The sequence below is a fragment of the Nocardia sp. NBC_01503 genome (genome assembly GCF_036327755.1).
In the GTDB taxonomy this organism is placed as follows: domain Bacteria; phylum Actinomycetota; class Actinomycetes; order Mycobacteriales; family Mycobacteriaceae; genus Nocardia.
Genome location: NZ_CP109596.1, coordinates 2,731,977 through 2,746,246 on the forward strand (window position 1 = coordinate 2,731,977; position 14,270 = coordinate 2,746,246).

A 14,270-nucleotide genomic window follows, 5' to 3' on the forward strand; every position below is an offset into this window, starting at 1 on the left:
CCTGCTCGATTGGATGAAAAGTCATGTTCCGCTCATGTTCCGGCGCCCGGCCGTGGCTGAGCTAGGGCGTCTTCGGCGCGCCCCCGTGCAGTCGCGCAGCCGAGAGCGCGTCGAGCGCATCCTGGACGCGGCACGGGAACTGGTGTGCGAGCTGGGGATGGACGCGGTGACGACCCGCGCCATCGCGGAGCGCGCCGCCGTGCCGGTCGCCACGCTGTATCAGTTCTTCGCCAATCGCGAAGCGGTGTTCGAGCAGCTGCTCGAACGTGACATGGAACGAATAGACCGCCAGGTCGCGGTGGATGTCGAAACACTGCGAGCGACCAGCATCGCCGATGCCATCGCGGTATTCGCGGCCACGCATCGCACCCATTTCCTGCGGCATCTGGGTCTGGTCGCGCTGTACTTCGCCGTCGCCGATCGCGAATTGGTCCGCATTCATCAACGGCGTTGCGCACAAGCCTTCGGCCGGCTGCTGCTGAATTCGGGAGTGATGCCCGCGCACACCGATCCGCGGGTGTTCGGGGTGGCGATCGCGATCGCCGAAGGCACCATCGAACACGCGTACCGGGACGCCCCGCGCAATGAGTGGGTGGTCGGCCAGGGCCGGCTGGTGCTGCAGCTGTATCTCGAAAGCCACTGCGACGGTGCGGGTCCGAACTGACTGCTAACCGGGTTCTAACCGGCGGGCGCTAGCTTCGCGCCATGTCCAGTCCCGCCCGCCCGATACCGCGACTGGGCCGTCCCGACGGCCTGGACAACGCGCTCGCGCTCCGCCGAGACCAATTGGGTTTTCTCTCCGAGGGTCTTGCGCGGCGCGGTGATGTCTTCGAGTTCAGTCTGCTCGGGCTACCGATGGTGTTGGTCAATCATCCGGACCACATTCGGCACATCCTGCTGGACAACAGCGACGGCTACGACAAGAACGCGGTGTTGTTCAAGATCGTTCGCCCGGTGCTGCGCAAGGGCCTGATCGCCAACGCCGATCATGAACTGTGGCAACGGCAGCGGCGCATGATCGCACCGCATCTCACCCCCCGTGCGATCAGCGGGCTGGCGCGGAATATGACCGCCGAGACCGAACGGATGCTCGACCGCTGGGACGCGTCCGACGCGCCCGTCCTCGATATCACCGATCAGATCGGCCAGCTCGCCCTGCGGATCGTCAACCGATCGCTCTTCAGCGCCGACGTCGATACCACCGCCCTGGCGTTCGAGCGCGCGTTCGGCGCGGCCAACGCGATTCTCGGAGAGTACTTCCGCTTCCCCTTCCCGCCTTTGTCCGTGCCGACCCGCAAGCATCGGCGCCTGCGCCGGGCGATCGCCGATATGGACGCGTTCGTCTCGGGATTCATCACCGAGCGCGCGGCGCGTCCGCCCGCGACCGGCGAGGCGGCCGATCTGCTCACCATGCTGATGCACGCGGTCGACGAGATCGACGGGCGCGGAATGGATATCGAGCAGTTGCACCACGAGGTGCTCAATATCTGCATCGGCGCCTACGAGACCACCACGAACACCCTGTCGTGGGCCTTCTATCTGCTGGCCCGGCATCCCGAGGTGGAGCGCCGCGTGCACGAGGAGGTCGATCGGGTGATCGGCGACCGGATACCGGAATTCGCCGATATTCCGCGATTGCCCTACCTGCGCATGGTGATCGACGAGACGTTGCGGATCTACTCACCCGCGTATCAGTTCATGCGCCGTGCACTCGCGGACGACGAGATCGGCGGATATCGAATTCGCAAGGGCTCCAACATATTGATCAACAGTTACCTCCTGCACCGGCATCCGGAGTTCTGGGAGGATCCCGAACGATTCGATCCCGAGCGCTTCAGCGCCGAGAACATCGCCCGTCGGCCCAAGCACGCCTATATCCCCTTCGGTAGCGGGCACCGGGTATGTGTCGGAAAGCATTTCGCGCTGACCGAACTGGTGCTGGTGCTGGCCACGGTGGCGGCGAGATATCGATTGCGACTGCCGAACGACGCCGCGTCGATCCAACCGGAGGCACTCATCACCCTGCACCCCGCGGGCGGGGTGCACCTGTGCCCGCAACGACGCGAAGGACTGGTCCGATGATCGAGCGGACGCTGGCGGAGATCTACCGGCCGTTTTCGTTCCAGGTGAACGCCGAGCTCGAATCCGCACGTGATCATGTGCTGTCCTGGGTCGACGGTTCCCGGCTGACACGTTCCACCGCCTGGCGAGCGATATTCGACGCCGCGGACTTCGGATACTTTGTGGCGCTGGTACATCCGGACATCGACCGGATCGCTCTGGAGCTGGCCGTCGACTGGTTCGCCTGGCTGTTCCTGGTGGATGACGAACTCGACGACGGGACCGTCGGCCGGGATCTGGCCGAGGCCGGAGAGCTCGCCGAACAGGTGTGCGCGGTCTTGCGGGCCGAGGCGTACGACGGTGACCGCGGTGATACGCCACTACTCGCCGCACTCGCCGATCTGTGGCGGCGCACCGCTCCACGGGGTTCGGCGCTCTGGCGTGCGCGATTCACCGACCATCTGACCGAATGCCTGCGCACGGCGGCGATCTGGGAGGCCGGTAACCGGGTGCGGGGCATCGTCCCGGACCGGGACACCTACGTCGAACGTCGCCGCCATACCGGTGCGATCTATGTCTGTATGGATCTGGTCGAGGCGCTCGGCGGATTCGAGGTCACGGCGGAGCAGTATCGAGGTGCGGACTTCTCCGGCGCGCTGGACGCCGCCTGCGATGTGGTGTGCTGGACCAACGACGTCTATTCGCTGGCCAAGGAGCAATCCTTCGGCGAGGTGCACAACCTGGCCTACATCATCGGTCACCATGAGCGGCTCGATGAAGCCGAGGCGCTCGCCCGCGTCTGCGCGGAGATCGACACGCGGGTACGGCGATTCCTCGAGCTCGAGCGCGCACTACGCGACCGATCCGCGCCGGAACCGGTGCTCGCCTGTCTGGACGGTATGCGGAGCTGGATGCGGGGCAATTTCGACTGGTCCAGCCGGACCGCGAGATACAGCGATATCGCCGGTCCCCTGGAGCGTGGCCGGTGAACGCGATCGACCCCGAAATCGATACCGCGCGTGCGGTGCTGGAGCAGGCGTGGCAACTCACCTGCCCTCGGCTCCGAAGCCTGGTGGATCAGCTGGCCGAACCCCTGCGGGTCGTCGCGGGCTATCACTTCGGCTGGTGTGACGCGACCGGCCGACCGGCCGCGGCGAATCCCGGCAAGGGGGTACGCGGCGCGCTGGCCATCGCGAGCGCGCTCGCGGTCGGCGGGGTGGAGACCGACGCGCTGCCGGCGGCGGTGGCGACCGAACTGATTCACAACTTCTCACTGCTGCACGACGACATCATGGACGAGGACACCCAGCGGCGCGGACGCCCCAGCGCCTGGGCGGTATTCGGCAGAGCACAGGCGATTCTCGCCGGTGACGCATTGCTGACACTGGCTTTCGCGGCAGCGGGTGAGGGTCGGGATACCTCCGCCCGAAGGTCGATCACGACCGAATTGACCACTGCCCTTGTGGATGTGGTCAATGGCCAGTCCGCCGACCTGGCGTACGAGGGTCGGATGGATATCGGACCCGAGCAGTGGCGGACCATGGCGACCGGGAAGACTGCGGCGCTGTTCGGTCTGGCCTGCTCGCTCGGCGGCGGGGCGGTGACCGCGGACCCGGCCCGGGTCCGCGCGCTGCGCACCTTCGGCCGCCATCTCGGGCTGGCCTTCCAACTGGTCGATGATGTCGCCGGCCTCGTCGGCGACGCCGACCGGCTCGGTAAACCGGTCGGCGGTGACATCGTTCGACGCAAGAAGTCCGCCCCGGTGGTGCGCGTACTGCACAGCGACCCGGAGCTCGCGGCAGTGCTGTCATCGGTCTACACGCGGGCGGCGGCCCCGTCACCGGACGAGGCCGCCGAACTGGTGGATTCGATCGTGCGCTCGGGTGCGGTGGACTGGGCGCTGGCCGAGGCCGATCGCTATCGAGCCGCCGCGCTCGCGGAACTGGACGCGGTATCCATTGATTCGCGGGCCCGTGGCGGGCTCGAGACGATGGCCGATCTGGCGGTGCGGTGGGACCGGCTGCCGCGGCTGGAGCGCGGGCACCCGGTCGGCGGCTGAGTCCGGCCCGCCCGTGCCGCCCGGGTGAATTCAGTGCAGCGCCTCCAGAATCATGGCGTTGGCCAATCCTCCTGCCTCGCACATGGTTTGCAGGCCGTAGCGGGCGCCGCGGTCGTGCATGGCGTGCACGAGTGTGGTGGTCAGGCGGGAGCCCGACGCGCCGAGGGGGTGGCCGATGGCGATGGCGCCGCCGTTGACGTTCACCTTGGACAGGTCGGCTCCGGTGTCGTGGGCCCAGGCCAGCACCACCGAGGAGAAGGCTTCGTTCACCTCGAAGAGGTCGATATCGGAGAGTTGGAGTCCGCTGCGCCGCAATACCTTCCGGGTCGCGGGGATGACTGCGGTGAGCATGAGCAGCGGGTCGTCGCCGGCGACGGCGAAGCTGTGCAGGCGGGCCAGCGGGGTGAGGCCGAGTTGGGCGGCGCGCTCGCTGGTCATGATGAGCACCGCGGAGCTGCCGTCATTGATCTGGCTGGCATTGGCGGCGGTGATATTCCAGCCGATCTGCGGGAAGCGGGCCGCCATCTCCTCGCTGTAGTAGGCGGGGCGCAGGCCGCCGAGGGTTTCCAGGGTGCTGCCGAGGCGAATGCCCTCATCGGTGGTGAGTCCGGCCAGGGGTGCGAGCTGGGCTTCGAAGGCGCCGTCTTTGGTTGCGCGGGCGGCCTTTTCGTGGCTGGAGAGCGCGAACTCGTCCAGTTGGGTACGGGACAGGCCCCATTTCGCGGCGATCAGCTCCGCGCTGATGCCCTGCGGCACCAGCCCTTCCGGATACCGTTCGGCGAATCCGATACCGCTGATGTCCTCCGCGCCGAGCATATTCGCGCCCATGGGTACGCGGCTCATGGATTCCACACCACCGGCCACGACGATGTCGTATGCCCCGGCGATGACGCCCTGTGCGGCGAAGTGGATGGCCTGCTGGCTGCTGCCGCACTGGCGGTCGACGGTGGTGGCGGGGACGGATTCGGGGTATCCGGCGGCGAGTGCGGCGCGCCGGGTGAGGTTGCTGCCCTGTTCGCCGACCGCGGTGACGACGCCGCCGATGACGTCGTCGATGAGCTCGGGATCGATGCCGGTGCGCCGGACTATCTCGCGCAGGCTGTGTGCGAACAGGTCGGCGGGGTGGGTGCCGTGCAGTGCGCCGTCGGCCTTGCCCTTGCCGACCGGGGTGCGTACCGCTTCGACGATGACCGCGTCTCTCATGGCTTTTCCTTTTCGGAGTAGCTGGCTTCATTGCCCTAACGTCAGGGTAGGGTCTGGCCATAGTTGAGGCAAGTCAGCATGTGTATGATGTACGCCATGCCCGTCGTATTGGAAGGAAAGCTCGCGGACCTGAGCGCGTGGAAGCCGCAGGGCTGCTCAATAGCCAAGGCCCTGGATATCGTCGGCACCCGCTCGGCGATGCTCATCCTGCGCGAGTGCTTCTACGGCACCACCCGGTTCGACGGTTTCGCCACCCGCGTCGGCATCACCGATGCCGCGGCCTCCAGCGCACTGCGCAAACTCACCGAGGCCGGGCTGTTGGAGAAGCGCCCATATCGAGAAGAGGGCAAGCGCACCCGGCACGAATACGCGCTCACCCCAATGGGATCGGACCTGTTGCCCGCGGTACTCGCGCTGTGGCAATGGGGTGACGAGTACCTACAGGACGGCACACCACCACTGGAGCGCGTCGAGGACACCACCGGTGAACCGGTGCGGGTGGAGATTCGCTCCGCCTCGGGAAATGAAGTGCCAGTGGAGAATCTGCGCGTCCGCGTCAACAAGAAATGGCGCCGCCCCGCGTAATGCGGGACGACGCCGGTGCTCGATCGCCGTCAATCCGGCGATTGCCGACCCCGTCATCCCGGCGTGCTTTCGGCCGGGATCCACGATGTCAGTTCAGTCGCCGTCCATCCTCGGGCCCGAAGAAGTAGATGTGGTCGGCGGTGGTGACCAGGCTCAGGCGCGCGCCCTTGACCGGCGGGTTACGCCAATCCGCCCGTGCCACAATGGTTTCCCCATCGCCGAGGGTGCGACCGTAGATGTAGGCGTCGGAGCCGAGCTCCTCGACCACATCGACCTCCATATCGATGGCCTGGCCGTCGCCGGTCGGCTCCAGATGCTCGGGCCGCACGCCCACAACGATATTCGGCCCCGCGGCGTCGGCCACCGTGCGCGGCAGTTCGATGCGGTGACCGCCGAGGGATACCCCGCCGTTCTGCACCGGCAGGGTGAACAGGTTCATGGCGGGCGAGCCCATGAATCCGGCCACGAACAGATTCGCCGGATTGCGGTACAGATCGCGCGGTGCGGCGCACTGCTGCAGCAGTCCGTCCTTGAGCACCGCGACCCGGTCGCCCATGGTCATGGCCTCGACCTGATCGTGCGTGACATACACGGTGGTGGTGCCGAGCCGTCGCTGCAATTGCGCGATCTGGGTGCGGGTCTGCACGCGCAGCTTGGCGTCCAGGTTCGACAGCGGCTCGTCCATGAGGAAGACGTGCGGCTGGCGCACGATGGCGCGACCCATGGCCACACGCTGGCGCTGACCACCGGAGAGCGCCTTGGGCTTGCGGTCCAGGTACGGCTCCAGGTCGAGCAGTTTGGCGGCCTCGAGCACACGCTGCTGCCGCTCCTCCTTGGCGACCTTGGCCATCTTGAGGGCGAAGCCCATATTCTCGGCGACGCTCATATGCGGGTAGAGCGCGTAGTTCTGGAACACCATGGCGATATCGCGTTCCTTGGGCTCGGCGTGGGTGACATCCCGGTCGCCGATGAGAATGCGCCCTTCGCTCACCTCCTCGAGGCCCGCGAGCATGCGCAATGAGGTGGATTTGCCGCAGCCGGACGGACCGACGAGCACCAGGAATTCGCCGTCGGCGATCTCCAGATTCAATTCATCCACAGCGGGTTTGGCCGAGCCCGGGTACAGCCGGGTGGCCTTGTCGAAAGTCACCGTTGCCACGGTGCACATCCCTTCACCGGCAGGAACGTGCCGGACGATCCGAGTAGAGGGGGTTGTTCCCGGGCATCGGCCCGAGTCCCGGGGACGATACCAAGCGCGGGAATGCCCCGCAGGGTGCCCGGGTTGTCGAAGAGCGAGGCATAGCCTCATGTGTGGACTTCGCCTGCCCTGCGCGGGTAATCGGAATTTTCCTTCGGACGAGGAGTGCCCTATGAGTCGACCGGTTCGCATCGGAGTTCAATTGCAGCCGCAGCACGCGCCCGATTACGGGCTGATCCGGGATGCGGTGCGGCGCTCCGAGGATGCCGGGGTGGATATCGTCTTCAACTGGGATCACTTCTATCCGCTGTACGGCGATCCCGAGGGCGCGCATTTCGAATGCTGGACCATGCTGGCCGCGGTCGCCGAGCAGACCGAGCGGGTGGAGCTGGGCGCGCTGGTCACCGGCGGCGGCTACCGCAATCCGGATCTGCTGGCCGATATGGCGCGCACGGTCGACCACATCAGCGGTGGGCGACTGATTCTGGGGATCGGCGCGGGCTGGTTCCAGAAGGACTATGACCAGTACGGCTACCAATTCGGTACCGCCGGAAGCCGTTTGGACCTGCTCAAGGACTATCTGGCGCGTATCACCGACCGCCTGGCCAAACTGAATCCGCAGCCGGTGCGCGATATTCCGATTCTCATCGGCGGTGGCGGGGAGAAGAAGACGCTGCGACTGGCCGCGCAATACGCCGATATCTGGCACAGTTTCGCCGATCTCGAAGTGTTGCAGCGTAAGTCGGGGATCCTGGCCGAGCACTGCGCGGCCGTCGGCACCGATCCGGCGGCCATCGAGAAGTCGGTGGATTGGCCGGGCGCGGACAAGGCCGCCGATTTCGTGGCGGCCGGGGCGACGCTGTTCACCGTCGGCGTCGGCGGTCCGGACTACAACCTCGAGGATGTGAAGACGGCGATCGCCTGGCGGAACTCCTTCAATCCGGAGCCCGTCCCCGCCATCGCCTGATTTCGAACCCCGCCACCCCGCGCGCCCTCACCAAACGTGCCAAGTTCGCGGCCCGCCCCCGCTTCTGGACTGAGTGGAGCGGGGGAGCGAAGCGGAGGAGCGCAGCGAGGGAAGAAGCGGGGTCACAGGGCCGCGAACCGCCGGAGCGGAGCGGAGGCAGTTAGACACACCGGAGCCCGTCCCCGCCATCGCCTGATTTCGAACCTCGCCACCCCGCGCGCCCTCACCAAACGTGCCAAGTTCGCGGCCCGCCCCCGCTTCTGGACTGAGTGGAGCGGGGGAGCGAAGCGGAGGAGCGCAGCGAGGGAAGAAGCGGGGTCACAGGGCCGCGAACCGCCGTAGCGGAGCGGAGGCAGTTAGACACAGCCATCCCACTAGGGTGTTTTGTCATGGTTTGCTTGCGCACGGCCAGGTCCCGACGGTACGGCCGTCGACCTCGCATGCTGTCGATGGCGGGGGTGTTGCTGGTCACCCTGGGTGCGGTCACCCTGGGTGCCGGGTTCGGCTCGGCCGCACCGAACAGCGGTGATCTCTGCTCGCCACCGGGCTTGGCCGCGGCCAGCGCCGCGCCGAAGAATCTGGCGACGGGTCCGGCGACGCCGACCGCGGACAAGTACACGACGGCGACCACCGAACCGCTCGATCGCATCGATGTGACCAAGCTGGGCCTGCTCACCCCGGGCAAGCTCAGCGTCGGCACGCTCTCGGACGCCCCGCCGAGCATCTGCCTGAATTCGCGGGGCACCTTCACCGGTTTCGACAATGAACTGCTGCGCGCGGCCGCCGCCAAGATCGGCCTGCAGGTGGAGTTCACCGGCACCGATTTCGCGGGTCTGCTGGCGCAGGTGGCCAATGGCCGCTTCGATGCCGCGTCGTCGAGCATCACCACCACCGATGCGCGGCGCAAACTGGTCGGCTTCACCAATGGCTACGATTTCGGCTACTTCTCCCTGGTCGCCCCGAATGGCAGTGCCATCAAGGGTTTCTCGGATCTGAACCGCGGCACCCGGATCGGCGTGGTGCAGGGCACCGTGCAGGACGAGTACGTGGTGAACGAACTGCATCTGGATCCGGTGAAGTTCCCGGATTACAACACCGCGTACGCGAATTTGAAGACCGGGCAGATCGATGCCTGGGTGGCCCCGTCGCAGCAGGCCATCGGTGCGATCAAATCGGGTGATCCGACCTCGATCGTGCAGAACACCTTCAGCCTCAACAACTTCACCGGCTGGGCGGTGCGCAAGGACAATCAGCCGCTCACCGATGCGCTCAATGCCGGTCTGGACGCGGTGATCACCGACGGCACCTATGCGAAGCTCTATGCGGACTGGGTGCCGCGCGAGCTGCCGCCGGGTTGGAAGCCGGGCTCCAAAGCCGTTGCGCCGCCGCAGCTCCCCGATTTCGACAGGATCGCGGCCGAGCATGCGAACGACAAGGCCGGTCAGCCCGTGGCCCAGCCGAAATCCACGCTCGCGCAGCTGAAGGATACGTTCTTCGACTGGTCGCTGTACCGCAAGGCTTTTCCTGATCTGATCAAGACCGGTCTGCCCAATACCCTTGTCCTGGCACTGGTTTCGGGTGCCCTCGGCACGGTGATCGGCATGCTGCTCGCGGTGGCGGGCATCTCCCGCACCCGTTGGCTGCGCTGGCCCGCCCGGATCTACACCGATATCTTCCGCGGCCTGCCCGCGGTGGTGATCATTCTGATCATCGGCCTCGGCATCGGTCCGGTGGTTAAGAACGTGACCGGCAACAATCCGTACTGGCTGGGTGTGGTCGCGCTGGCGCTGCTGTCCTCGGCCTATATCGGTGAGATCTTCCGCTCGGGAATCCAATCGGTGGAGCCGGGGCAGCTGGAGGCGGCGCGCGCCATCGGTTTCGGCTACCGGCAGGCCATGACGCTGGTGGTGATTCCACAGGGTGTGCGCCGGGTGCTGCCCGCGCTCATGAACCAGTTCATCGCGCTCATCAAGGACTCGTCGCTCATTTACTTCCTGGGCTTGCTCGCCACGCAACGCGAGTTGTTCGCGGTGGGCCGGGATCTGAACGCGCAGACCGGAAATCTCTCACCGCTGGTCGCCGCGGGCCTGATGTACCTGGTGCTGACCGTCCCGCTCACGCACCTGGTGAACTACATCGACGGCCGCCTGCGTACCGGCCGCGCCGAGAAGGCGATCGAACCGGTCGAGCAGGCCGTGATCACGGAAGGGCGTGGAGCATGAGTGCCTCTCTCACCGGTACCGGACTGCATGTGACCCTCGGCGGTAACGAGGTGCTGCGCGGTGTGGACATCCATGTGGACGCGGGTAAGACCACCACGGTCATCGGACCCTCGGGTTCGGGTAAGTCGACCCTGCTACGCGTGCTGAACCGCCTGCACGAGCCGAGCCGGGGCGACATCCTGGTCGACGGCAAATCCGTGCTGACCGATGATCCGGATCAGCTGCGCCGGCGTATCGGCATGGTTTTCCAGCACTTCAATCTGTTCCCGCACAAGACCGTTGCCGAGAATGTGGCGCTCGGGCCGCGGAAGCTGCACGGGCTCTCCAAAGAGCAGTCGCGCACCCTCGCGCTGGAGCAGTTGGAGGCGGTAGGGCTGGCGGACAAGGCCGATGCCCGGCCCGCGAACCTCTCCGGCGGTCAGCAGCAGCGTGTCGCCATCGCCCGCGCGCTGGCCATGAAGCCGCAGCTCATGTTCTTCGACGAGGCCACCTCGGCGCTGGACCCGGAGCTGGTCAAGGGCGTGCTGGCGCTCATGGCCGAGTTGGCGAAGGGCGGTATGTCCATGATCGTGGTGACGCACGAAATGGGTTTCGCCCGTTCGGTATCGGATCGGGTGGTGTTCATGGATCACGGTAGGGTCGTCGAAACCGGCACGCCGGAGGCGCTTTTCGACAAGCCGGAGACCCCGCGACTTCAGCAGTTCCTGTCGCAGGTCCTGTAGCCCGTCATCCCGGCATGCTTTTGGCCGGGATCCACAGGTTCAGCTACCGCTGCTGCCCAAGCTGGGCATATTCGCGAAGCGGCCGAAATCGCCTTGGGCACCGCTGTATACGTTCAGATCGGTGCCCCCGGCGATACCCGGCACACTCCCGGAGTCGGTGTACTGCCAGAACGTCCACGCGGGCCAGCCACCGGGAACCTCGGGACCGTCATTGCCGCGATAGTCCGCGATCCACAGTGGGTACCTGGTGAATTCATCGCTGTCGGCCATGGCCGTCTGCCAGAAACGCGGATAGGTGTAGATGATCGGCACGCGACCGGTCAACGCCTGCACCGTATTCAGATACCGGTGCGTCCAGTCGATGAGCGCCGGTGCGGGTAGCCCGCCCGAATCCTCCAGATCCAGGACGGGCGGCAGGTCCAGGGGTCCGTTCTGGCCCAGCACGGTGGCGGCGTACAGCGCGGCCTGTGCCTCGGGCAGCAGATTCGGCCGCGCGTAGTGGTAGGTGCCGCGCGCCACGCCCGCCGCCCGCATGAGCAGACTGTCCGGGACGAAGTACGGGTTCACATAGTTGACACCCTCGGTGGCCTTGACCATGGCGAAGTGATTGCCGGAGGCGCGCACCTCGAACCAGTTGATCATGCGGCCGTCGAGGTGCTGCCAGGACGAGACATCCGGCCCGCCCGCATCGGCCGCCGCGGGGGCGGTCGACATTGCCGTGAGAATGCTGGCCACCGCGAAAGCGGCCAGTCCCAGCTTCTTTCGTCGAACCATGCAAGGGGACGCTATGTGGGCTTATTCGCCTTGGCCAAGGACGCGCCCGTATGTTGTCCAAGTGTTAGCTGAATCACCGCTATTTCGGCGGGATCTACCGAGCACCGTGGATCCCGGCCAAAAGCACGCCGGGATGACGGCGCTGAACAGTCCACCATGCGGGGCGGATCAGCCCAGCCAGTCCAGCACCGAAGCGGCGGTCCAACTCTGCTGCATACTCCCCAGCGGTTCCCCCGTGAACGGTTCGTAGTACTCCGCGAAGCTCCCGTCGCTGGCCTGCCGCAACCCCTCCGCGCGCAGCATGAACGACCGCTCGGCCCATCCGCGCCGCGCGAACACCCAGGAGAACAACCAACTCATCACCGGCCACACCGGTCCGCGCCAGTATTCGCGCGGCCGGAAGTCCTTGGCCACCGGCGAGGTCGAGGGCGGCAGCGCGTACCGCAGATCCGGATGCCCGCACCAGCGCGGTCCCTCGAACAGGCGCAGCAGTCGGCGTTCCGCATCGCGCGGCAGCCCACCGCAGAGCAGCGGCGCGAACGAGGCGAGGGTCTCGGTCTCGATCCACTTGTCCGCGCGCACATCGAAATCGCGGGCCACCCCGGTGCGCGGATCGGTGGTGCCGACCACGCCCGACCGGAAGTAGTCGGCCCATTCGTACAATTCGCGCACATCGGCGTTGGGCTGTTTATAGTCCTCGCCGATATTGGCCAGCACATCGCAGGCGAGCGCGAAAATGGCGGTGACGAACACATCCTCGACGGCGAAGCTCATTGTCGAGGCCAGTTGATAATCGTCGTAGCCGGAGCGTCGCATCTGCTCGACCAGCCACATGTACCGGTCGTATTCGCGATCGCTGGGCCGCTGGGTCGGGTCGCCGACCACCTGGAGATCCTCGCGCTGATAGGGCGGAAGATCCGGTCCCGGAATCACATTGGCGTAGGCGCGATCCCATCGTGGCGAATTGTCCATTCCGGATTCCCATCCGTGATACAGCGTAATTCGCCCGTGCTGCTTGGGATCTCGCGCATAGGCGAGCCAGCGATGCCACCGCATCAGATCCGGCCAGCGCCGTTGCAGGAACTCCTCGGCGGTGGCGCGGGTGCTGCGCCCGTGCCGCCGGGAATGATCCAGAATCCGTTGCACCGCAATGGCGTGTACGGGCGGCTGGGTGATGCCGGAGGTATCGGGACCGTCCGGTGCGTCCGCGGCCAGGCGTCGGCATTCCCAGCGGCTCGGCCCCGGGAAGTATCCGTCCACGCCATTGGCGAAGACGATGTGCGGGATCATCCCGTTGCGCCACTGCGCCGACAGCAGGGTGTCCATCTCCAGCACGGCGCGCTCGACACTCAGCGGGGCCAGTCCGACCGCGACGAAGGCGGCGTCCCAACTCCACATATGTGGATACAGCCTGGGCGCGGCCGTGGTCATGGACCCCAGGTCATTGCCGCGCAGCAGGTAGGCGGCGCGGGCCGCGAGCTGGGTAGGCGTGAAACCCGAGTGCGTCATCGCCCTATTCTGCGACGGAACCCGCAGGTATGCGCGATGTCCGTCCGCTGTCGGATCGTCGGGCGGCGCTATGGGCGTTATGTCCACCTCCCCGTACGACGCTGTGCCTGCCGAGGACGCCGGTTCGTCGAATTGCACTGTGTACGCCTTTTCACATTTTCGAACGCGCGTGTGTTTGAGCCCTCTGTGCCTAGCCAACGCATCGTCGGCGCCGCGCGCCCGGTTACGGTGATGGCATGGCGAATTCCGCGAAGTCCGGCAGTGACCGTCCTACCGCGTTGATCACCGGAGCGAGCCGGGGGCTCGGCGCCGCCATCGCCCGCGCGCTCGCGCCCACGCACCGGCTGCTGCTGGGTGCGCGCACGCCGGAGGCCCTGGAACCGATACTGCGGGAATTGCCGGATGCCACAGGGTGGCCGGTGCAGCTGACCGACTACGACGCCGTGGCCGCCGCGGCCGAGTCGATCGAGCGGCTGGATGTTCTGGTGCACAATGCCGGGGTCGCCGACCTGGGAACAATAGCCGATTCGTCCGTTGCGCAGTGGCGGAATACGTTGGAAGCCAACCTGATAGCGGTATCGGAGCTGACCCGGGTGCTGCTGCCCGCGCTGCGCGAAGCGCACGGGCACGTGGTGCTGATCAACTCCGGCGCCGGACTGCGCGCCAATCCCGGCTGGGGTGTCTACGCGGCCAGTAAATTCGCACTGCGCGCCTTCGGTGACGCCCTGCGCCTGGAGGAGCCGGATCTGCGGGTGACTTCGGTGCATCCGGGCCGCATCGATACCGATATGCAGCGTGAGCTGGTCGCGGGGGAGCGCCGCGAATACCAGCCGAGCGAATTCCTCACGCCCGAGACGGTGGCGTGGACGGTGCGCAATGCGATCGAGACCCCGCGCGACGCGCATCCCACCGAGATCGTATTGCGGCCGATCCCACGCTGAGAGCAGCCTTAACGTTTCTTTCGAATTTC

At 66.4% G+C, this 14,270-nt stretch carries 13 protein-coding genes; 9 read left to right on the forward strand and 4 right to left on the reverse strand.

Annotation, left to right across the window (positions count from 1 at the left end):
- The first annotated feature begins 85 nt into the window (after positions 1 to 85).
- Genes OHB26_RS12260 through OHB26_RS12275 form a run of 4 tightly spaced genes read left to right on the forward strand, consistent with a single transcriptional unit; the run spans position 86 to position 4,120 of the window.
- The gene (locus tag OHB26_RS12260) at positions 86 to 664 is read left to right on the forward strand and encodes a TetR/AcrR family transcriptional regulator (protein WP_330184294.1); all 579 of its coding nucleotides are present in this window, start codon (positions 86 to 88) and stop codon (positions 662 to 664) included.
- Between the two features lie 41 nt (positions 665 to 705).
- A complete protein-coding gene (locus OHB26_RS12265) occupies positions 706 to 2,082 on the forward strand; it encodes a cytochrome P450 (protein WP_330184295.1) in 1,377 nt (458 codons plus the stop codon).
- Entirely contained in the window at positions 2,079 to 3,050 is a 972-nt protein-coding gene (locus tag OHB26_RS12270; RefSeq protein ID WP_330184296.1) for a terpene synthase family protein, read from the forward strand. The genes OHB26_RS12265 and OHB26_RS12270 overlap by 4 nt, the downstream gene beginning before the upstream one ends.
- On the forward strand, positions 3,047 to 4,120 hold the full coding sequence (locus OHB26_RS12275; protein WP_330184297.1) for a polyprenyl synthetase family protein: 1,074 nt from the start codon (positions 3,047 to 3,049) through the stop codon (positions 4,118 to 4,120). Before OHB26_RS12270 ends, OHB26_RS12275 begins: the two co-directional genes overlap by 4 nt.
- Positions 4,121 to 4,150: 30 nt before the next feature.
- On the opposite strand, the gene OHB26_RS12280 is transcribed toward OHB26_RS12275, so the two are convergent.
- Positions 4,151 to 5,323: a thiolase family protein gene (locus tag OHB26_RS12280; RefSeq protein ID WP_330184298.1), complete on the reverse strand. Its 1,173-nt coding sequence runs from the start codon at positions 5,321 to 5,323 to the stop codon at positions 4,151 to 4,153.
- Positions 5,324 to 5,419: 96 nt separating this feature from the next.
- Between OHB26_RS12280 and OHB26_RS12285 the strand changes: the two genes are divergently transcribed.
- Positions 5,420 to 5,908 (forward strand): winged helix-turn-helix transcriptional regulator, encoded by a 489-nt coding sequence (locus OHB26_RS12285; RefSeq protein WP_330184299.1) that lies wholly within the window; start codon positions 5,420 to 5,422, stop codon positions 5,906 to 5,908.
- Between the two features lie 88 nt (positions 5,909 to 5,996).
- Here OHB26_RS12285 and OHB26_RS12290 read toward each other — a convergent pair whose 3' ends face one another.
- On the reverse strand, positions 5,997 to 7,067 hold the full coding sequence (locus OHB26_RS12290; RefSeq protein ID WP_330184300.1) for an ABC transporter ATP-binding protein: 1,071 nt from the start codon (positions 7,065 to 7,067) through the stop codon (positions 5,997 to 5,999).
- 211 nt (positions 7,068 to 7,278) lie between these two features.
- Between OHB26_RS12290 and OHB26_RS12295 the strand changes: the two genes are divergently transcribed.
- From OHB26_RS12295 to OHB26_RS12305, 3 genes are all read left to right on the forward strand, one after another.
- Entirely contained in the window at positions 7,279 to 8,073 is a 795-nt protein-coding gene (locus OHB26_RS12295) for an LLM class F420-dependent oxidoreductase (RefSeq protein ID WP_330184301.1), read from the forward strand.
- Positions 8,074 to 8,522: 449 nt separating this feature from the next.
- A complete protein-coding gene (locus OHB26_RS12300; protein ID WP_330184302.1) occupies positions 8,523 to 10,295 on the forward strand; it encodes an ABC transporter substrate-binding protein/permease in 1,773 nt (590 codons plus the stop codon).
- Complete coding sequence (locus OHB26_RS12305) at positions 10,292 to 11,017, forward strand: amino acid ABC transporter ATP-binding protein (protein ID WP_330184303.1); 726 nt, start codon at positions 10,292 to 10,294, stop codon at positions 11,015 to 11,017. The genes OHB26_RS12300 and OHB26_RS12305 overlap by 4 nt, the downstream gene beginning before the upstream one ends.
- Before the next feature lie 39 nt (positions 11,018 to 11,056).
- Here OHB26_RS12305 and OHB26_RS12310 read toward each other — a convergent pair whose 3' ends face one another.
- Complete coding sequence (locus tag OHB26_RS12310) at positions 11,057 to 11,791, reverse strand: glycoside hydrolase family 25 protein (protein ID WP_442942922.1); 735 nt, start codon at positions 11,789 to 11,791, stop codon at positions 11,057 to 11,059.
- 168 nt (positions 11,792 to 11,959) lie between these two features.
- A complete protein-coding gene (ggh, locus tag OHB26_RS12315; RefSeq protein WP_330184304.1) occupies positions 11,960 to 13,300 on the reverse strand; it encodes a glucosylglycerate hydrolase in 1,341 nt (446 codons plus the stop codon).
- Between the two features lie 236 nt (positions 13,301 to 13,536).
- On the opposite strand from ggh, the gene OHB26_RS12320 reads away from it, so the two are divergent.
- Entirely contained in the window at positions 13,537 to 14,241 is a 705-nt protein-coding gene (locus tag OHB26_RS12320) for an SDR family oxidoreductase (RefSeq protein WP_330184305.1), read from the forward strand.
- The last annotated feature ends 29 nt before the right edge of the window (positions 14,242 to 14,270 follow it).